Below are 20,551 nucleotides of genomic sequence, written 5' to 3' on the forward strand. Positions count from 1 at the left end.
GAAAATGGGCGTCACTGGGTAGAGAGTATGGGGCTGTTTTTAGGAACTTGGAGAGGAGAAAAGGGGGGACGCAGTGGCTATTGGTTGAGATGGTGGGATCAGGAGGGGAATGTATTACCATGGGCGGTGGAGAAGATTGAGCAGGAACGCCAACGCGCTGAAGCGGAAAGACAAGCCAAGGAAAAACTCAGAGCCTATTTACAATCCCAGGGCATTGACCCCGATAATTTACCCTAGACTACTCAATAGAATATCTTAGCATCTGGTCTGAGGAGCGATCGCATGACCATAGGCGATCGCCCTTCCGCCAACCGTCAACAGTCAACAGTCAACAGTCAACCGCCAACCGCCAACCGCCAACCGCCAACCGCCAACAGCCAACAGTCAACAGTCAACAGTCAACAGTCAACAGTCAACAGTCAACAGTCAACAGTCAACCGTTATATGAATCATCCTATTTTGAACAAGATTTTCGTGAACTTGACTAGAGCATTAAGTTTTGCATTAGTAAAAATGGCTTTGGTAGTCAAGCTAATGGGTAGGAGTCTGATTCGTCAGATATTTGCCATTAAAAATCCCATCTTGTGGCTGGTGATATTGACATCACTACTGTTGACTGGGTGTGTAGAGTACGATGCGGGAGTGAATTTTAATCACTCCAACAGTGGCGAAATAGTACAGCATATTAAACTGGGAGAACGACTCACTAGCTTTAGTCCCGATTCTGTATCTGAATGGTTAGGTAGCATAGAACGTCGCGCCCGTCAACTAGATGGTAAAAGCCAACGAATTTCCGCATCCGAAATTATTGTGAAAATTCCCTTCAGTAATGGTCAAGAGTTGCAAGAGAAATTTAATGATTTTTTTAACTCTCGTGGCAATGAGAAAGCTGAAGGTGTCCAGCAAACATCGGAGTCAGCACCACCGAAAATTGAATCAAATTTATTCATAGATCAAAACAATTTTGTCTTGTTAGTCAGGAATCGATTAATTTATGATTTGGACTTGCGATCGCTCTCCTTAATTGCCGGTAGAGGTAACGTGTTATCGGATACTGAATCAATTCTAGAACTCAATTTTAGTTTAAATACCCCTTGGGGAGCCAGAAATATTGAACAAAACGAAACTGCTATCCCACCCCAGAAAAAAGGCAGGGAATTAGTATGGCAGATCCCACCAGGTCAGGTAACCCATATAGAAGTAGTTTTCTGGTTACCTAATCCCCTGGGTATTGGTAGTTTGTTAATTATCCTGTTCATCTGGGGAGGAATTTATGTGAGATACAGTTTCATGCCAGATCCCAGAGTTCAGTTTACATCTAGTACTAAAGTACCAGTCACAGATTAGGACATTCTTAGGGAGACAAGCGCTCAATTTTCCAACTGCTATTATCCCAGCAGCGAGTATAGAGCAATCGGTCATGCAGGCGACTGGGGCGACCTTGCCAAAACTCAATTTCTGTGGGAATGACTCGGTAGCCTCCCCAATGAGGTGGTCTAGGAACTTCCTGATTTTGATATTGGCGCTGGAATTCTTGCAGTTGTTGCTCTAAAACTTCCCTACCAACAATTACCTGACTTTGATTAGAAGCCCATGCACCCAAACGACTATTAGGGGGGCGCATCTCAAAATAGCTATCAGACTGTTCTGGGGAAATTTTCTCTACAGTCCCCACAATTCTGACTTGGCGTTCCAATTCTGCCCACCAAAATACTAAAGCTGCTTGGGGATTTGCTGCTAGTTCTTGTCCTTTGTGACTATTGTAGTTAGTGAATAAAACAAAGCCTTGGTCATCAAAGTCTTTGAGTAGTACCATTCGTGCTGAAGGTTTACCGTCTGGTGTAGCTGTGGCCAGAGTCATAGCATTGGGTTCAGGAAGTTGGGCTGCTAGTGCTTGTTCAAACCATTTTTGAAATTGAATCACAGGATTGGGGTTAATTTCGGTTTCGCTCAAATCTTGCAAGGTGTAATCTTTGCGAAGATCAGCTACGGTCTTGTCCATGTGAGTTTGTATATTTTAGATAAGTTTGCTAAATAAAAGAAGTAGCCTATTGATTGGGCTTTAATTCCACCAGTAACACAAAGCATTGTGAATGCCAAACGTCTTCCAGAAACTACAGCCCATGTCAGAATTATCCGTCAATCGTGGCAACTCGGCTTTCTTGAGGGTGAAGTCAGTGCAGGTAACTTCGAGTGGTATTTCCAATGGCATTTTCGCCGAGGAGAACTTTCTGTTAAGCCTTCCCAAGGTCGCGCTTTGATTAAAGAACCTCTTGGTCGTTTTTTAGAACAACAGGATTATCAGTTAGAGCCGGGGGGAGATTATGCTTTTACTATTAGGGCTGAACTTTAGTTATTAGTTATTGGTTAGTCAACGCTTAATCAACATTAGTGGTTAGGCGATTTAAGTACCGTTCAATCAAGAGCAGAGCGACAATATCATCTATGGGTCGTGGTGGCTGTCTCATACCCTGGGGGACTAGTTTTGTTAGCCCTTTGGGGGGGTACATCTGCCAATAGCGATCGCGTGCTTCTAGGGTGCTGTAGCGCTCATCGACTAAAATGATACTCAGCTGCTCTACCAGTGCTTCGCGCAATTGCTGTTTCCATTGTTTAGCAGTGGTTTGGTTTCCCATGACCATTAAGGAAACGGGAAACTGTTGACGTAGGGTTTCAATGGTAGGGATGGCCTTTTGTGCAGTTACAACTTGGTGATAATACAATTGTCTATCTAGTCCCATGACTGCTAGACCACACTTATCTTTACCGGGGTCGAAGCCTAAGATGACTGGTTGTGTGGGTGAAAATTCACTAAAAGTCATAATCAATAAGTTGAAATTCCATCGATGGCTTGATTTAATTATTTTTTTTTAGGTGTTAAAAATTACTTTTCCGTTTAGTATTGCTAAAAGCCTGATTCTTAAAGGACCTGCTGTATAAGTGTCCTCCAGAGCGATCGCTTTAATTTCCAAAGGTTGATCATATAGTCTCAATTGTAAGAAAAAGCGTAAATGAGTACCTTCTCTTAACAAACCCTCCACAATTCCAGCATTACGGGCCCGAAATTCCGAAGCGGAAATCAGCAAATCTAATCTTTGGGACAGCTGATAGGATGTCATCTTTTTGGGGTCAGCAGTAGTGGTGGCTAGTACCTCGCCTTCGGAAAACACTAGTTGATTCCGGGCTGCATCCGCAAAAAATTCTATTTGGTTTTCTCCGCGAACGTAATTCCCCGCCGAGAAAATTCGCACAACGTACTCTCGACCATCGCTAATCTGCTGGCTCAGTTGTTCTACCCTCTGTGGGCTAACCTCGATCAGCTGTTTATTTGTAGGATTTTCCCCGGGTTCAGTTAATTGAATGTTGGCATTCTGGTTAGCTGCTTGCAACAGTTGTATTACCAGTTCACGGGCTGCACTGGGTTGGTTAACGCGAACCACCTTCGCAGCCAGGACTTGATTGCGAACTAGTGCGAGTTTGCCCAGACGTAGGTCACGGTATGATTGATAATACTTTTCTAGCCTTGCGACTTCTTGTTCTAAAAAATTCTGTTGTTTTTCTAATTCTTTGAGGAGGGCTTCCCTTGTGGCGATTACTTGCTCTCGTGCAGCAATTTCTTGATTACGTTTTTTGATCAGTGCATCAAGTTGGGTAATTTTGCGATCGCGCCCTTCTATTGCTGTTTTAGCTTCGGCATAAAGTCGTTGTCGTTCTCCCCTTAGTTGTGCAATAGCCCGCTGCAATGTTTGTCTTTGATCGTAAACCCTTTGCAGTTCAGTTAAAGCTTTTTGATACTGACTTACTACTTCACCTAGCTGGGTTTGGGTACGTTGAAGTTGAGTTTGTGTTGCTTTTTGTTTAGCGTTAGCTGCTTGTAAGGATTTATTAATTACCTGCAACTGTCGCTCCGCCTTAGTTTGTTCAATTCTAGCTGTGCTTAACTCAACCTCTACCTGGCTTTTCTCCGATTCGGCAATTTTGAGCTGTTCCCGCTTGTTTCTCAGGTCTTTTTGAATATCTTCTAGCTCAAATACCCCTTGCCGCAATCCTTCATCAGCAGCAAATAAGATCCCTAATGTTGAAGCCGAAATTAAGCCGCCAGTAAATATAGTTACTAGTACAGCCGTTTTTTTTGGACGCAGGTTAAATAGTGAGAGACGTGCTTTGCCAACTCGTGTGCCAATGCGATCGCCCACGGTGGCAATTACGCCCCCCAAAATTAAAATTGCCGCGATCAGGATGTACCCGGTGGTCATCTTCAGCTACCGTTCACGTAGTGTGCCGGATGCATAATGCTTCCAGATACAGCCTACTACTTTCAAGGATGATCTTGTAGGGGAAGACAGATAGGCAATAGCTGAAACTACTGAGAATTTTCGATTTATCCCCAATGGGTGTAATTTTGAATAACACAACCCTTGCCACTCCACCTCCCCCGATTGATTTTAAGTGAACTGCTTACTTAAGGTAACAGGTTTATGCACCGTAATCTTCTTTTTGTGGATAGAAATCATTTGTTTCTCACGCAGGTCCCCTAATAACCTAGTGACCGTTACCCGAGTTGAACCAATTGCCTCAGCGATCGCCTGGTGAGATAACTTCAGATCAATCGTAATCCCATCAGCACAAGGAACACCAAAATCACGACAAAGAATTAACAGAAAACTCACCAATCTCGAACCCATATCCCGGTGAGCCAAGGTTTCAATCATCATCTCTGTCTGTAAAATCCGCGAAGATAGGCCTCGCAGCATCAACATTGATAATTCTGGATTTTCCTTAAGGGCTTGTTCCACCTGTTCAATGGGGGCTGACAGTAACTCTACAGGCGTAAATGCGACTGCATGGTAAAATCTATCAGACTTATTTCCCGTCAGTAATGACAACACACCAAAAACACTATTTTCCCGCAGCAGTGCTACCGTTATTTCCTCTCCTGCCTCATATACCCTGGAAAGTTTCACAGCACCCTTCAAAAGAAAATAAACTCGTTCAGCAGGATCGCCGGGAAAAAATATTGTTTTGTTGCGTTCAAATGTTTCTACAACTGGAGGAAATGCTCCGGTCGCCATCTGACGAAATACATTTGCTAGGGCTTTATCTTGTGTCACGATCATCTCCCTTCCCCTACCCAATGCCGGAAAAACAAAAACTGATTACCTAAGAATACACCTGAAAAATCAATAAAGCACCGTCAACCTTTCTGTACATTCCTATACTCAAACCCATAACTTCATGGTTATTTGTTCATAATGATACATAATTTTTCATGTTTTTAGCTAGTAGTTGTTATAAGTACTTACACAGTTAAGGTCATCAGGTTTTTCGCCCAAAAATTCACGATATCTTGAGAATATATTCAGGATTATCTAGACAAAGTTTTGAGAAAACAGTCCCCTAAATGATCATTTCTGCAAATGATGTGCCAAACCAAGACCAACTCGGCGCAGATTCTAGTATGCTCCTAATGATTGATCTCATTCACAATTTCTATGCTGAATCTGACTGGAAAAAACGCCTTAGTTACAGGGATTGCCAATAACCGTTCCATTGCCTGGGGGATTGCTCAACAACTGCATCAAGCCGGAGCTAACTTGGGTATTACCTACCTGCCAGATGAGCGAGGCAAGATGGAGAAAAAGGTGGCCGAACTGGTAGAACCTCTCAACCCCAGCTTATTTGTTCCCTGTAATGTGCAAGATGACGAGCAGGTGAAATCTACCTTTGAAGCAGTTCAGAATCAGTGGGGAAGATTGGACATTCTCATCCACTGTCTGGCCTTCGCTAACAGAGAGGATTTGACCGGTGGATTTAGCCAAACCTCACGTTCTGGGTTCAAAACAGCGTTAGAAATCAGCACCTACTCACTAGTGCAGTTAAGCGGTGCGGCTAAACCGCTGATGACCGAAGGGGGTAGTATCATCACCCTCACATATCTGGGTGGTGTCAGGGCAATTCCTAACTACAACGTCATGGGAGTAGCTAAAGCCGGCTTAGAAGCTAGTGTACGTTATTTGGCGGCTGAACTCGGACCAGACAACATTCGGGTGAATGCTATTTCCGCCGGGCCGATACGGACATTAGCATCTTCGGCAGTAGGCGGAATTTTAGATATGATTCATCATGTAGAAGAAGTAGCCCCCCTGCGACGCACTGTTACTCAGCAAGAAGTGGGCAATACTGCTGCTTTCTTGTCTAGCGATTTAGCCAGTGGCATTACAGGACAAGTTTTGTATGTAGATGCAGGATATGAAATCATGGGAATGTAATAATTAATCATTGTTAAGGTTAACGGTTGACGGTTGACGGTTGGCGGTTAACCGACAAAATACAGTCACCAAGCATCACTCATCAGTCATGCGCCCTCCATAGGGTCTGTGATTTCCCCATTCCCCATTCCCGATTCTCCACCTATGCAAACAAGCGATACCTTCGGTAAGGACTCACTCCAAGGCCAAATTAATTCGACTCACACTGCTCGCATAGCCTCGATTCATCGCACCACTGGCGAAACTGATATAAAAGTTACTATTAACTTGGATGGTACAGGCATCTGCACAGCAGCAACTGGGATTCCATTTTTAGATCATATGTTGCATCAAATTTCCTCCCATGGGCTGATTGACTTAAATGTCCAAGCTCAGGGAGACTGGGAAATTGATGATCACCACACGAATGAAGATGTGGGTATCACTTTAGGGCAAGCTTTCAGTCAAGCCCTAGGTAACAGGAAAGGTATTATTCGTTTTGGTAATTTTCTGGCACCATTGGATGAAGCTTTAGTGCAAGTGGTGCTGGACTTTTCTGGCAGACCTCATCTGAGTTATGGCTTGGAAATTCCCACCCAGCGAGTGGGAACTTATGACACCCAACTAGTACGGGAATTCTTTGTAGCATTGGTTAACCATAGCCAAATGACATTACACATTCGTCAACTTGATGGCATTAACTCCCATCATATTATTGAGGCAACATTTAAAGCTTTTGCCAGAGCAACCCGAATGGCGGTGGAAATTGACCCCCGTCGGGCTGGTAACATTCCCAGTTCTAAGGGTATTCTGTAGGAGTTAACTAGCAGATAAAATGTAGTTTTGCGACCATTTCTGTACGAGTTGAAACACCAAGCTTACGAAACATCCGTTTTAAAGCTTGCTTGACAGAATTCTGTGTGATCCAGAGTTGTTCACCAATTTCGGCATTGGTTAACCCCTGTGCTACCAACTCGGCAATTTCTAGCTCACGCGCGGTTAAGGGACTGACTAACAGTGAATTGGATATTTTTGCTTCTTTGGCTCTGAGAGTGGCAAGTTTTGCTGATAAATGAATGCACAAAGCGCTTAAGTCAGCTAAGTCATCGCCATTAAAGGGATCAGTCCCTTGATCGCGAGCTAAGTTTAATGTCCCCACTAGACGACCATCGCAAACAATTGGCCCAGTCATCACGTGTTCATGGTCATGACGGGGACAGAAATGTTTCCAATCTCCTGGTGATAGTATTAATTGTTCATGGGCGGGAGCGTGTCGTTCCACTACATAACGACCAACTGGATTGTTTTCCATACATACGGCGGGAATGGCCTGAACATTAACCGCATTTGGCTGTTCATTGATGAGATAGATCCCGCAATGTTGGACGCCAAAATACTCACCAATTTTATCCATGAGCGCCACTCGTAGTTCCTGCTCGTTGCTGACATTTGCGATCGCTTGAAATATAAGGGAAAGAGAATTAGGCATAAGTGTACCCACTTGGGGACTATGCGAAGCTTCATATTTACTTCTATGCTAATACCAGCCAAGATAAAACGCTAATATAGCTAGTCACTCTGGGAGAAGTAGATGACAATTACAAAACTTTCCGCTCAGGAACTTTTCCGGGCTGCTTATGAAAATCGCTACACTTGGGACAAGAGTTTTCCCGGTTATAGCGCAGATATTACTTATAAATATGATGACCAACTATTTACAGGTCAAGTTGTCATCGATGCTAACCTCAAGGCGGAAGTGTTGGGGGTAGAAGATGAGCAAGCAAAGAAAGCCATTCACGGACAGGCGTGGGAAATTGCCATTCACCGCGTCCGTCGCAGCTTTGAGGACACTCACAGTGAGAATAAATTCAGCTATGGAGACACTGACGAGACTGGTGCAACTGAAATTTTAGTGGGTGGTAAATCTGAAGGCGATAAATATAAGGTTCGCAATAATGAGGTTTGCCACGTCCACCGTTTAATTCACGGTACTTTTGTGACAATTAACACTTTTAGCAGCCATGACACTGGGGCGGGTTATTTGTCCCATACCTATGATTCTGTATACCACGATCCCAAAACAGGGCAACAAAAAGGTGGGAGAAGTGAGTTTACCGATGAATATGAAAAAGTTGGCGCATATTTTGTTTTAAATCGTCGGGAGATTCGCACTCAAACAGATGGAAAGATTTCCACTCAAGAGTTTGTCTTCTCCAACATTCAACTTTTGTCACCCGTTGCGGTTTAAGCTGAAGTTTTCAAGGGAAATAAGAAGCGATCGCTTCTTATTTCCTTTCAAGGGGAACGTATTATACCATTCCCTGAGATGTTTTGTGCCGATCCAACTTCAGCATCAACACACCCAACGGTGGTAGACATAAATCGAGGGAATAAGGACGACTATGTAAAGACCAATTATCAGTCCATTTACCACCTAAGTTACCCATATTACTGCCGCCATAGGGACGGGCATCACTGTTAAACAACTCGGTATAAAATCCTTCCTCTGGTACACCAATGCGGTAGTGAGAGTGTGGTTGGGGAGTGAAGTTGCAAATCACCACAATGAAATCATCAGAATCCTTGTCATGACGGATAAAAGAAACGACACTATGACGGTTATCGCTACAATCAATCCACTCAAAGCCATCTTGGGCGAAATCCTGAGTATATAAAGCCGGTTCAGAACGGTAGAGAAGGTTTAGATCCTGGAAAAACTGCTTTAATTGTTGGTGGTCTTGATATTGTAATAATTGCCACTCCAAATCTGCCCAGACATTCCACTCACTCCATTGGCCGAACTCCATGCTCATAAACATTGTTTTCTTGCCTGGGTGAGCAAACATATAGCTAAATAAACAACGCACATTCCCTAACTTCTGCCATGTATCACCGGGCATTTTGCCGATGATATTGCTCTTACCATGTACCACTTCATCATGGGACAAAGCCAGCATGAAGTTCTCACTGTGGTTGTACCACATACTAAAGGTAATATTATTTTGATGAAACTGGCGGAACCACGGATCCATACTGAAGTAGTCCAGCATATCGTGCATCCAGCCCATATTCCACTTTAAATTAAACCCTAGTCCGCCTGTGTAGGTAGGCCAGGACACCATAGGCCAGGAAGTGGATTCTTCTGCAATGGAAAGAACACCAGGGAAATAGCTAAAGATAATGTGATTAACTTGACGCAGAAAATCTGCGGCTTCTAAGTTCTCTCTACCGCCGTATTGGTTAGGTAGCCATTCTCCTGCTTTGCGGCAATAGTCTAGGTAAAGCATGGAAGCCACAGCATCAACGCGAATACCATCAATATGGTATTTATCAAACCAAAAGAGGGCATTAGCTACTAGAAAGTTTCTAACTTCGTGGCGATTGTAGTTGAAAACTAAAGTACCCCATTCTTTGTGTTCTCCTTTGCGCGGGTCGGAGTGCTCATAAAGGTGAGTACCATCGAAGAAAGCTAAACCATGACCATCTTTAGGAAAGTGACCGGGAACCCAATCGACAATTACACCAATATCGTTTTGGTGGCATTTGTCAACAAAATACATGAAATCTTCGGGGCTGCCAAAACGTGAAGTGGGGGCATAATATCCAGTTACTTGATAACCCCAAGACCCATCAAAGGGATGCTCCGCAATGGGTAGCAGTTCTAAATGGGTGTACCCCAATTCTTTGACATAGGGTATCAGTCGGTCTGCTAGTTCTCTATAGGTGAGGAAGCGTGCGCCTGGTTTGAGTTCTGAAACTATAACTACGGGTTCTGTCTCACCATTGGGTAATTTGGCTGGTTCTGAACTAGAAGCGTGTAACCAAGAGCCTAAATGCACTTCGTAGACGGAGACTGGTTGGGTCAGGGGGTCGGTGTGACGACGCTTTTCCATCCAGTCTTGGTCACTCCAAGTGTAAGTATTTAAATTAGTGACAATGGAGGCAGTTTTGGGACGGGGTTCCTGTTGGAAAGCATAGGGATCGGATTTTTCGTAAATATGCCCTTCAAAATTTTTAATTTCATATTTGTAATGCTCTCCTACGCCGATTTCGGGAATGAATAACTCCCAAACGCCGGTGGAGCCTTTGCGCATCTGGTGTTTACGCCCGTCCCACAGATTGAAGTCTCCTAGCAAGGAAACATTACGAGCATTGGGAGCCCAAACGGCAAAATAAACACCTTTAACACCGTTGATCTCTGTGGGATGGGCTCCCATTTTTTCGTATATTCGGTGATGATTGCCTTCGGCAAACAAATGTAAGTCAAAGTCTGTTAATTTTGCAGACCGGAAGGCGTAAGGGTCATAGGTGACACGCTCATGCTCACCTTCTTTAATTCGTAACTGGTAGTTTGTCAGTTCCGCTGTTTCAATTATGCATTCAAAAAAATGTGGATTATGTACTGTCTCCATTGGGTATTCCTGACGCTCCTCAGGAAGAATTACCGATGCTGCAGTCGCATTTGGTAGGTAGGCTCGCACAGCCCAGACTTTTTTGCCATTTTGTTCTATGCAATGAGAACCTAGTATTTCAAAGGGATCGTGATGCTGATTCCCAACTATACGGTTAACCTGTTCTGGGATAATTGTGGTCATAGACATGAAGCTACCTAGATTTGAATACAGTAATTGAGTGAGTTACTCCCATTGCTGACCCTAGAGAGTAGATCTGGGTTTTCCCCAGAAAGAACTAAATTTATGGTTCTAAATTTATTTGTAATTTTGTCGTCACCGTTATCCTACATCAGAATGGTCACTGCAGATTGGGGTTTAACGACTGTCACTCAAAATCTGCTCAAATTTACCTAAAGTTAGTAATAAGTGAGAAAAGTGTGCCTTGATCCCCACTATTTAAATAGGGGTATATGCGCCTGGTTATCAAGGTTTTTCGGTATTTTCGTTATAATTCCTTCAAATATCTAAGAAGGGGAAAATTTGCAGTAAGGCCTTACGTAACCTTATCAGGTAAATGGTTTGTCGTAAATCGGCATTGAGTTTGGGTGGAGGAATTACTTGTAGCTGTTCTTGTAGTTCTGCGTATTCGGCAGGATTCAGGGGTTTACCGTCCACTGGCGATCGCGCGTCTAGAATAATTTCCCTCCGCAATATTTCTTCTGGTATATCTTCGGGTGGGGGTAATGCGATCGCATTTGTTCCCCAATGGCCACTCCAGCCCAAAAAAAGGGTAGTACTAATACCCACAAGCCAAAATACTATTTTTTTTCTCCCGATTACCTTCATCCTAACCCTCACTCAACCCTGGTGCTAATGGTTCATGACACAGTTGGTGGACTTGCACAATGCGCTCAAATAACCAGGGATATCCTTGACGATACTCAGGAATCAGTGCTAAAGGACTCAGCAAGGCAGCTGCGCTAATGTCTGCCACACTTAGCTGATTACCTACTAAGTAGTCATTTTTTTGCCAGCGAATAGATAACTCTGAAAAGGCAATAGCAAGTCTCTTTTTAGCCAATTCCACAGTAGTTTGGTTGATACCATATTGTTGGCGGACTACTGAAATTACCATCTGACTAACCAGTGAAGGGTCAATTTCCTTGCCTTCCCCAGCCCGGAACTGATAGTATACAAACCTGGTGGCTGTACCAATGCTTTCATCCAACCAATCCTCTAACATCCACGCTTCTGTCTGCTGTTCATGGTCAGGTAAGAAGTAGGACGGTTGTGGTTGATAAGTTTCCAGAAATTTTAAGATTTCGGTAGAGTCAGCGATCGCATTGGGTTGACCCTCAAGTGGTAACAACACAGGTAAAGTCTTCAAACCTGTTAGCGGCCTAACTCGCAGGATATGCCACCCAGGAGTCAGATTTTCAGTTTTATAATCAATTTGCTTATAGCCCAGCGCCAGACGAGCTTTGCGACAGTAATGGGATGTACTAAATTGTAGTAGCAACATAAAGCTACTTTGCCCCGCCATGAGGATTACTTTTATGCATTTAGATATGCAACTTGCCAAGAAACTATGTTTATTTCAGGACTATAGCAGGAGTATGACTTACGTAAATTACCAACTAAATAAGTTGCAGAAATAACTGATTAATAGACATTATAACTTTTCTGTAAGCCACCACCATAAAACTTGGTTACAGTTGCAATTATATTAACCAGTGCCCTTTACCTGCTAATTTAACTAAAGTTTTCAGTCTATTTGACAAAAAGATGTTGTGTAACCGCCCCAAAAAAATTAACTTTGTTTAGTCATAAATTATACTATTTAGTAATTTTCTTGGGGTGATTTACTGAGTCAAAATTTATTGGGGATTGGTACCGGGTGCGGGGGCTGGAGTAGCACCGTCAGTGGGTTCACCAGGAGTGGGAGTCGCTGGTGGAGTTTCAGGCTCAGTCCCAGGCTCACAGGCTCCAAGAACCGCAGCCAACCCTAACATTAGAACAAAACCAAAGATTTTTGTTTTCAACATAAACTCCTCTTTCACCAGAAAATGGCAATAAAAAAATAGCCTGTTGTATAACATAACCTATTTGTTGCTAATTTTTGAAATGTCTTGTGCTGATATTTTCAAAAGCAATACTTTCGGCTGATTTTTTGAGGCTGATTGATGATGCAGGAGGGTGATTAATTTCTCTGCTTCAGGACTCCAGTCAGCAGATAGCCAAAATCAAGGCGGACAAACAAGACATCAGATGAAAATTCTTTATTTTACAAGGCTCTTGTGCCTTGCTGCCTTGTGTTGCCATACTGGAAATGGCACATTGCTGCCTACCAGTGACAGGTATTACAATACCCAGCTAATGCCATCATTAGTGCAGTGAAGTATCACACGAGGATTGTCGCCTGAGGACAAACAGGCTAAAGGTTTAAAACACTGTATTTTCCATCTAAAAACATATATGGCTGTTGTGCGTAAATCGGCTGTTCCCAAAACAGGTCTTTGGTTCCGAATCAATCCTACCCCATCCAACGGGGATGGGCCTCCCATCCCTCTAGGATCAACCTCTGGGAGTACATCTACACTTGTAGATGTACCTTTGCCAAGATCCTCAAAAAGACAACGGCGTGCTGTCAAGAAGTTGCCGGTTTCTACGACTCATCCATTACCTGAAGTTGCTAAACAACGAGTCTCACGGGTGGAAAGTCAATCAAATAGAACAACCCAGAAAAATCAGAAGCTAGGGGAAGGTAGCTTACCCGTGATGCCTAATTATGGCTCTGGACCTTTTTGGTTACTGCGCTTGTACACATCACATCGTTATTCCTCCGTAGTCACGTTTTTCTTGGTAGCAGCAACTTTATTTGTGTATGGTTGGATAGTATATTCTCAACAACTGTGGAGTCAGGAATATAACAGGCTACAAAACCTGAAACTTTATGAACGGCAGTTAACCACAACTAACGCTACCCTCAAGAACAAAATGGCTGAAGAAGCACAAGACGAAGCCACTGCGCTAGTGTCACCAACACCAGCCAGAACAATTTTTTTGCCCGCAGCATCTCCATCTTCTAGTTCTGATGCTACACCCCCTGGCACAGCACTAAATATGGAAAAGCCGCAAAACACTCCCTTACCACTAGGATATTAGAGTTATCAAAGCGGGAGTACAGGATTTCAAACCTGAATGATGCACTTAGGGGAATCCGGCTGTTCCCAATAACCGATAACTAATACTGAGCAGGTAAATCCAGAAGTCACCCGGTAAACTAAAATTGAGAAATTTTCAAAATTCAGCATTTAGAAGGCGAGGAAAGTTTCCTATCCTAGCATTTATGCAGAGGTTTAGGTTCATCTCTAATCCTCAAGACCAGATATCCAATACCAGACCCCGGCTGTTCGTGGTTTGGGCCATATTAATGACCGCAGGTTTGGGGTTGGCTATTAATTTATATCAGTTGCAGATTATCCAGGGAGCAAAGTTAACCGAGAAGGCGCGTAACCAGCAAATGGTGAATTTACGGCCTTTCGTTCCCCGTCGCCTAGTGGTAGATCGCACTAATAGTGTATTAGCTGTTGACCGACCTGTATATACCTTATATGCCCATCCTAAGCTGTTTGGTCAGTCTAATAAACAAATGGCAGAACAACTCGCTCCCATACTCGACAAACCCCCGGCTGAATTGGTGAAAACTTTTGAAAGCCGCAGGAGTGGGATTACACTTGCTTCCGGCTTACCCGAAGTAAGTGCTGGGCGTGTGAGATCATTGCGCTTAAATGGCTTGGAATTGATTCAACAATACTCCCGATATTACCCGCAAAAGAATGTGGTTGCGGACGTGGTGGGTTACGTCAATCTTGATCGTAAGGGTCAGGCTGGTGTGGAATACAGTCAAGAGAATTTATTAGAACGTTCCCCGCAGACAGCGCGGCTGAGTAAGGCTGGTAATGGTAGACTTCTACCAATTCATGCACCGGAAGGATTTTTAAATTTCGATGACCTGCGACTGCAATTAACTATTGATAGCCGTTTGCAAAGGGTCGCCGGTACTGCTCTAGAAAAACAGGTAGAGAAGTTTCAGGCTAAACGTGGGGCGGTAATTGTTATGGATGCTTCAGACGGTTCTTTACTAGCTCTGACTTCCTATCCTACCTATAACCCCAATGAATACTCTAGTGCTGATATTTCCCTATTTAGAAACTGGACAGTAGCTGATCTTTATGAGCCGGGATCGACTTTTAAGCCTTTGAATGTGGCGATCGCCCTAGAGAATGGCGTAATTAAAGCAGATGATGTGTTTAATGATCCCGGTTCTATTCAAATAGGTAAGCACACGATTAGAAATGCAGGTCACAAGAGTTATGGCAATATTAACATTGCACAGATATTACAAACTTCTAGCAATATTGGCATGGTGCGGATCATTGAACGCATACAACCACAAGTTTATTACAATTGGCTAGAACGTTTGGGGCTAGGGGAAACAGTCGATACAGATTTGCCTTTTGAAGTGGGGGGACGGCTCAAAGGTTCAAGACAGTTTCTCAGTTCACCCATTGAACCAGCAACTACATCCTTTGGGCAAGGTTTTGCTTTAACACCGTTACAGTTGGTGCAAATGCATGGCGTTTTAGCCAATGGGGGTAAATTAGTCACACCCCATGTAGTGCGAGGGTTGGTGGACAGTAAAGGCCAGATGCATTATGCGCCTGATCTGCCCACAACACGCCAAATTTTCTCAGCAACCACAACTCAAAAGGTAGTGGAAATGATGGAAACTGTAGTATCAGAAGGTACTGGTAGTAATGCCAAAATTCCGGGTTATCGCATTGGTGGTAAAACCGGTACATCTCAAAAAGCGAGTCCAAATGGTGGCTATCTCCCAAATGCGCGGATAACTAGCTTCGTAAGTATTTTACCGGTAGAATCTCCCCGGTATGTAGTTTTTGCGGTAGTGGATGAGCCACAAGGCACAAATGCTTATGGTTCTACTGTGGCTGCACCAATCGTCAAAACTGTAATTGAGGGGTTGATTACCATTGAAGGTATCCCACCCAGTCAGTCAACCAATACAAATTCCTAAATAAAAGACTAAATTATCTAGGGGCAATTCATAGAATTGCCCCTACAGGTGAGGTTATTCATTTGTCCTACTCCCTATGCTAGGGTGGGCGTAGGTATTTTGCAGTGCTTGTTCAATTGAACCGACACTTTGGTAAGCGGCTATTAGTTCATGGGATTTAGTTCTGCGCTTTGCTAGTATATCTTTTAATGGTGTTAATAACTGAACATCTGAATCATCCTTCAAGGAAACCTCAGCTACTTGTAAAAGCTGTGTAGCATTAGCACAAATATCTTGATAATCAAAGCCTTTTCTTGCAGAGATTTGGTGTAAAGTCGCGTTAGGCCTAATTGCTCTACCTGGTAAACTTTTATCCAAGATCAAACCTTTCAATAATGCCAACAACCCCCCATAGATAGAAAAGTCATCACAACTATCAAAAGCTTTAAATTCAATGCGTCCCACTTCAGCAGGAATACGGGCGATTTTTGTCAATGATGGCACGCTATTAATGAGTTGTTCTTCCTTCTCGACAAACACCAGTGCTGCCGATCTTTTTCCCGTTCTGACAAAAGTTCTGACTGACAAACCATCCCATAATCCCCCATTATAAAAAGGAGAACTATAACTAAAAGGAACGATATAGGGACTATAATAGGTTAACTTCTTGCCAATATCAATCACATTTTCAATTGGTAAATCTGGCACTGAGATATTTAAATCCGGACCATAAGTTACCATGTAAATATTGGCGGTTTGTTCATCAGGATAAGTCTGTAACTGTTGGAGTTCATAATCATTTAAAGGTGGTTGAGGTTCAAATACAGTCTTATAGGGGTTAAAACTAGTTAAGACAGGTGAAAAACCATAGCCAGCAGCCACTTCACGCAGTAATTGAAAACTTTCTGATAATTCAGTTAAAGCACCTGAAATATCAGAGTGGATAGTGGTTCTGATTTCGATACCTTTGGGTATACAGTCTATCACCTTTTCAGAATTAGCAAATCTTTCAAAACCCTCAATATACCATCTCTTTTGCCGAATACCAGCATCGCCAACGCGCAATTGTGAATAATCGTTGGGGTATGTGGGCAGTTTTTCGACAATTTGATTAAAGTCAGAGAATTTAGTTTGGGAAAAATCAGCAAATTTTCCTTCGTGGTTGAGGAAAGCGACTTCATGCTCAATGCCAAAATAAACTTTCATGTATACTTGATTACAGTTAGTTGGGCTGTCTAGTTAGGTTACTGCTACTTGTATATTATGTATGTAGTAATCTGTCCGAGATACTTTTCCATTAATTAATTTATCAAATTTGTAGTAAATTGTACTAGAAATTTATGTTAATTTGGAGTCTGGGAATTTGCTAGTTTAGTCAAGTGGGAGGTTTCTAAAATTACGGGTTGATCAATTGTCTGGAAAATGGTTAATGCTTGGCAGCCATTGGACCAAGATACACGAGGTAAATAAATAATTCGTTGAGCAGATAACATTGGTGGGAATATAGCAGAAGGTTTATGAACAGGAAGTTATCAAAGAAATAGTCTTTTCGTCAAAATAGCTAGGGCGCCTTTGTAAAAAAATCAGCACTGGGTGATAGCAGCATATAATCGTAACCTGTTAACAGATGTATGAAAGCTAACAAGCAATGAACTATAACTCTTAACGGATACCTGAAATCAATTGGTAACGTTCCAGAGGACTAATGACCAATGACGAATGATAAATAACTAAATTATGCAATTTATTGACCAAGCGGTAATCGAAGTTGAAGCGGGTAAAGGTGGGGATGGTATCGTCGCCTTCCGACGTGAGAAATACGTACCAGCAGGGGGTCCATCTGGTGGAAACGGGGGACGAGGCGGTTCGGTGATTTTTGTTGTGGATACTAACCTACAAACTTTGCTGGACTTTCGATACAAGCATCTTTTTAAAGCTGATAATGGTGGACGTGGTGGTCCAAATAACTGTACCGGGGCTAATGGTAAGGATTTAATCATCGAAGTTCCCTGTGGTACTTCTGTATATGATGCCAGTACTGGGGCTTTGCTATGTGATTTAATTGATCCTGGACAAAGTTTTCGGGTTGCTGAAGGCGGAAAAGGTGGACTAGGAAATCAGCATTTTCTGAGTAACCGTAACCGCGCCCCAGAATATGCTTTACCTGGACTCACAGGAGAAATGAAGGTAATACGCCTAGAGTTAAAACTTTTGGCGGAAGTAGGAATTATTGGCTTACCCAATGCTGGTAAATCTACGCTAATTTCATCTCTATCAGCCGCACGTCCCAAAATTGCTGACTATCCTTTTACAACTCTCATCCCTAATTTGGGTGTAGTCAGAAAACCTACTGGTGATGGTACTGTTTTTGCCGATATTCCCGGTTTAATCGCAGGTGCTTCTCAGGGTGCGGGTTTGGGATACGATTTTTTGCGCCACATTGAACGCACAAAGGTTCTGCTACACCTCATTGATGCAACTAGCGAAGATGTGATTGGTGAATACAAGATAATTAAGGAAGAGTTGCAAGCCTATGGACGAGGTTTAGCAAAGCGTCCCCAAATTTTAGCGCTGAATAAAATTGATGCGGTGGACAGGGACACAGTGGATTTAGAAGCCGTAGCGGCTCAACTTCATCACCTTTCCCTTTCTCCTGTGTTCTTAATCTCCGCAGTTACCCGCGCTGGGTTAGAACCAATGTTACAGCAAGTTTGGGGAGTCCTTGACCAGATAAATGTGACTGAAGAGGTAGAGATTTTGCGGTAAAGGCCAGTGTTTAAGCTCAATACAAAGATGTAAAGAACAGTCATGGGTAAGGGACGCAAAATATAAGAGTTTGTAGTAACCATCAGGGGTGGGTTAGGCATAAAATTAAACATATAAATATATGTATTTGCCACTGCGCCGTAACCCACCATGTAAACTTAACGACTAGCGATACTATTCGGCTTTCAAAAACTCTAAATATCCTGTACTGAGTTCTGTCACCGCCAAATCATAAAACTGCTGACCGTGTTCTGGTGTTGCTAAAGCCGGATTTGAACCCATGCGTCCATCTGGATAGCGTCTGCGGAAGTCAGTTGCACTGTAAATTTTATGTCCAATAGCAACTTCTGGTGTCAGAGATGCTTTTTTAATAGATTGTGGATAAATATACTGGGTAACGGCTACTTCGCTGGGGGTAGCATGGGCACCTTCTTGATCACCATATAATTCTTTGGCAAGTTTATATACAGAACTGCACATAAACCAGTTAGCAAGTTGACATTGGGCGTTGCTAATCTGCAAATTTTCCAAGTGCGCATAGGTTTCTGAGAATGCAGCTTTCAGGGTGGCAATGTTACCACCGTGTCCATTGATAAAATAGAACTTAGTAAAACCAGTTTTAGCTAAACAAGTAATATAGTCTGTGACTACCTGAATCAATGTACTTGGACGTAGGCTTATTGTACCGGGAAAAGCGGTATGATGTAATGCCATGCCCACATTGATTGTAGGGCTAACCATTGCTTGAGTTGCTTCACCTACGCCACCAGCGATCGCCTCTGCACAAATAGCATCAGTACCAATTAAGCCTGTGGGTCCATGTTGTTCTGTGGAGCCAATGGGGATAATAATACCCTGAGATTCTTGTAAATAGGTTTCAACTTCTTGCCAGGTGCTTAAATGTAGTAACATTGTGTGAGATAATTTAGTTTAGGAATATCCAATTTCTACTAGCATTTTAGAAAATTCCTCTAGTACTGGATGAGAATTTATATCAGATCCGCAGCTAATTCTCAATGAAAATATTCACAAATTGCTGCATCTAGTTTTGTCGCACCATGAAAATTGCAGTCTTGGATACAAGCATCTGTCAGAGTGGCGTTATGGAAGTTTGCCGCCATTGTGTTTGATTGCGATAAATTCGCCCCGCTCAGATTCGCCCCGCTCAGATTCGCCCCTTTTAAGTTAGCTCCTCTCAAGTTAGCGCGATGTAAGTCAGCCCCATTTAGGTTTGCGTAACTTAGGTTAGCGTTAATCAGGTTGGCGCCAGAGGAGTTAGCTTCTGCACCTTGATATTTCCGCCTCCACTCATTCCAAATTGCCACAACCTCTTGCAGACCTTCTAAATTATCTTCAGTTAGCATGATCAACTTTTGATGCTTGTTAGTTATACTTGCATTTTAACTTGGGAAATTATATATATTCAAAATACAAGTATTTTTTGAAAGAAGAATAAAAAATAACTTTTATATCAAACAACAGGAGCAATATCTGAAATTATGTTCAGGATAATCATAAAAAAGCAATAACAATTGTTATTAATAATTGATGGCAATAAATTATAAAGCCTCTTTGAGGCTAATGAAGTACAGACCAATTTGTTCGCTATTCCCTGTTTTCTAAAACTCAAAAATTTTTTAGATCACGAGCATGGTAAATGCTGTATATAATATATAGTTATTGTCATTGAGTTCCTTTTAAGCCCGCCTAGAGGCTGTTTCAGGGACACTGTCCTCACAAAATACCTCTAATTACTTACCTACTTTTACTTAAATAACAAACATATATTAGAAACTCATGATTAGTGTATCAACTATTGTTTTACCCCACCCTAACCCTCCCCTTTTAATGCTATTCATTACCCACATTTTTCTTAACAATCTTGAAACATTTATGTGGCCACGGTTTCAACGCTTGAAAATTTCCCTACTCTTGACAAAATGTACCTTATTCTTCTTGATAAAACCCTTATTTTATTGATAATCATCAACGGAGGATTAAGGTTTGGGGGTTTGCGAGCGATCGCTCTCACGAATGTTAAGAAAGATCCGGGTAATGGATAGCTT

General features: G+C 42.6%; 20 protein-coding genes and 1 pseudogene. 9 read left to right on the forward strand and 12 right to left on the reverse strand.

All coding sequences use genetic code 11. From position 1 onward, the window contains the following. Positions 1–237, forward strand: a pseudogene (locus NWP21_RS05725) (hypothetical protein); the annotation flags it as partial. Between the two features lie 297 nt (positions 238–534). Then, positions 535–1,347: a DUF3153 domain-containing protein gene (locus NWP21_RS05730; protein WP_280791953.1), complete on the forward strand. Its 813-nt coding sequence runs from the start codon at positions 535–537 to the stop codon at positions 1,345–1,347. 7 nt (positions 1,348–1,354) lie between these two features. On the opposite strand, the gene pdxH is transcribed toward NWP21_RS05730, so the two are convergent. Then, complete coding sequence (gene pdxH, locus NWP21_RS05735; protein ID WP_280791941.1) at positions 1,355–2,002, reverse strand: pyridoxamine 5'-phosphate oxidase; 648 nt, start codon at positions 2,000–2,002, stop codon at positions 1,355–1,357. Between the two features lie 87 nt (positions 2,003–2,089). On the opposite strand from pdxH, the gene NWP21_RS05740 reads away from it, so the two are divergent. Continuing rightward, positions 2,090–2,353: a DUF3146 family protein gene (locus NWP21_RS05740; protein ID WP_271733968.1), complete on the forward strand. Its 264-nt coding sequence runs from the start codon at positions 2,090–2,092 to the stop codon at positions 2,351–2,353. 25 nt (positions 2,354–2,378) lie between these two features. Here the strand turns inward: NWP21_RS05740 and NWP21_RS05745 are convergent, their stop codons facing one another. From NWP21_RS05745 to ntcA, 3 genes are all read right to left on the reverse strand, one after another. Further along, positions 2,379–2,822 (reverse strand): pre-16S rRNA-processing nuclease YqgF, encoded by a 444-nt coding sequence (locus NWP21_RS05745; RefSeq protein WP_271733967.1) that lies wholly within the window; start codon positions 2,820–2,822, stop codon positions 2,379–2,381. Between the two features lie 48 nt (positions 2,823–2,870). Continuing rightward, positions 2,871–4,256: a DUF3084 domain-containing protein gene (locus NWP21_RS05750; protein WP_280791942.1), complete on the reverse strand. Its 1,386-nt coding sequence runs from the start codon at positions 4,254–4,256 to the stop codon at positions 2,871–2,873. A 189-nt stretch (positions 4,257–4,445) separates the two neighbouring features. Beyond that, the gene (gene ntcA, locus NWP21_RS05755; protein WP_271733965.1) at positions 4,446–5,117 is read right to left on the reverse strand and encodes a global nitrogen regulator NtcA; all 672 of its coding nucleotides are present in this window, start codon (positions 5,115–5,117) and stop codon (positions 4,446–4,448) included. A gap of 375 nt (positions 5,118–5,492) precedes the next feature. Between ntcA and fabI the strand changes: the two genes are divergently transcribed. Next, positions 5,493–6,269, forward strand: coding sequence for an enoyl-ACP reductase FabI (gene fabI / locus NWP21_RS05760; protein WP_280791943.1), 777 nt, complete (start codon positions 5,493–5,495; stop codon positions 6,267–6,269). 144 nt (positions 6,270–6,413) lie between these two features. Then, complete coding sequence (gene hisB, locus NWP21_RS05765; RefSeq protein ID WP_271733963.1) at positions 6,414–7,064, forward strand: imidazoleglycerol-phosphate dehydratase HisB; 651 nt, start codon at positions 6,414–6,416, stop codon at positions 7,062–7,064. Positions 7,065–7,071: 7 nt separating this feature from the next. On the opposite strand, the gene NWP21_RS05770 is transcribed toward hisB, so the two are convergent. Beyond that, complete coding sequence (locus NWP21_RS05770) at positions 7,072–7,737, reverse strand: LuxR C-terminal-related transcriptional regulator (protein WP_271733961.1); 666 nt, start codon at positions 7,735–7,737, stop codon at positions 7,072–7,074. A 102-nt stretch (positions 7,738–7,839) separates the two neighbouring features. Between NWP21_RS05770 and NWP21_RS05775 the strand changes: the two genes are divergently transcribed. Further along, positions 7,840–8,496 carry a DUF3386 domain-containing protein gene (locus tag NWP21_RS05775; RefSeq protein ID WP_280791944.1) on the forward strand — a complete coding sequence of 219 codons (657 nt, stop codon included), beginning with the start codon at positions 7,840–7,842 and terminating at the stop codon, positions 8,494–8,496. A 61-nt stretch (positions 8,497–8,557) separates the two neighbouring features. On the opposite strand, the gene glgB is transcribed toward NWP21_RS05775, so the two are convergent. From glgB to NWP21_RS05795, 4 genes are all read right to left on the reverse strand, one after another. Beyond that, positions 8,558–10,849 (reverse strand): 1,4-alpha-glucan branching enzyme, encoded by a 2,292-nt coding sequence (glgB, locus tag NWP21_RS05780; protein WP_280791945.1) that lies wholly within the window; start codon positions 10,847–10,849, stop codon positions 8,558–8,560. Between the two features lie 309 nt (positions 10,850–11,158). Further along, entirely contained in the window at positions 11,159–11,488 is a 330-nt protein-coding gene (locus NWP21_RS05785) for a hypothetical protein (RefSeq protein ID WP_280791946.1), read from the reverse strand. Position 11,489: 1 nt separating this feature from the next. Further along, positions 11,490–12,164 carry a glutathione S-transferase family protein gene (locus NWP21_RS05790; protein ID WP_280791947.1) on the reverse strand — a complete coding sequence of 225 codons (675 nt, stop codon included), beginning with the start codon at positions 12,162–12,164 and terminating at the stop codon, positions 11,490–11,492. Between the two features lie 355 nt (positions 12,165–12,519). Continuing rightward, positions 12,520–12,687 carry a hypothetical protein gene (locus NWP21_RS05795; RefSeq protein WP_271733974.1) on the reverse strand — a complete coding sequence of 56 codons (168 nt, stop codon included), beginning with the start codon at positions 12,685–12,687 and terminating at the stop codon, positions 12,520–12,522. Between the two features lie 430 nt (positions 12,688–13,117). On the opposite strand from NWP21_RS05795, the gene NWP21_RS05800 reads away from it, so the two are divergent. Further along, complete coding sequence (locus NWP21_RS05800; RefSeq protein WP_280791948.1) at positions 13,118–13,807, forward strand: hypothetical protein; 690 nt, start codon at positions 13,118–13,120, stop codon at positions 13,805–13,807. Positions 13,808–13,904: 97 nt separating this feature from the next. Further along, positions 13,905–15,740, forward strand: coding sequence for a penicillin-binding protein 2 (locus tag NWP21_RS05805; RefSeq protein WP_280791954.1), 1,836 nt, complete (start codon positions 13,905–13,907; stop codon positions 15,738–15,740). A gap of 54 nt (positions 15,741–15,794) precedes the next feature. Here the strand turns inward: NWP21_RS05805 and NWP21_RS05810 are convergent, their stop codons facing one another. Continuing rightward, positions 15,795–16,925 carry a glutamate--cysteine ligase gene (locus NWP21_RS05810; protein ID WP_280791949.1) on the reverse strand — a complete coding sequence of 377 codons (1,131 nt, stop codon included), beginning with the start codon at positions 16,923–16,925 and terminating at the stop codon, positions 15,795–15,797. Positions 16,926–17,456: 531 nt separating this feature from the next. Between NWP21_RS05810 and obgE the strand changes: the two genes are divergently transcribed. Further along, positions 17,457–18,485, forward strand: coding sequence for a GTPase ObgE (gene obgE / locus NWP21_RS05815; RefSeq protein ID WP_280791950.1), 1,029 nt, complete (start codon positions 17,457–17,459; stop codon positions 18,483–18,485). Positions 18,486–18,659: 174 nt separating this feature from the next. Here the strand turns inward: obgE and NWP21_RS05820 are convergent, their stop codons facing one another. Together NWP21_RS05820 and NWP21_RS05825 are read right to left on the reverse strand one after the other, a co-directional pair. Continuing rightward, positions 18,660–19,397: a creatininase family protein gene (locus NWP21_RS05820; RefSeq protein WP_280791951.1), complete on the reverse strand. Its 738-nt coding sequence runs from the start codon at positions 19,395–19,397 to the stop codon at positions 18,660–18,662. Between the two features lie 101 nt (positions 19,398–19,498). After that, on the reverse strand, positions 19,499–19,849 hold the full coding sequence (locus NWP21_RS05825; RefSeq protein ID WP_280791952.1) for a pentapeptide repeat-containing protein: 351 nt from the start codon (positions 19,847–19,849) through the stop codon (positions 19,499–19,501). Positions 19,850–20,551: the final 702 nt, after the last annotated feature.

Source organism: Anabaenopsis sp. FSS-46 (assembly GCF_029891665.1).
In the GTDB taxonomy this organism is placed as follows: domain Bacteria; phylum Cyanobacteriota; class Cyanobacteriia; order Cyanobacteriales; family Nostocaceae; genus Anabaenopsis; species Anabaenopsis arnoldii.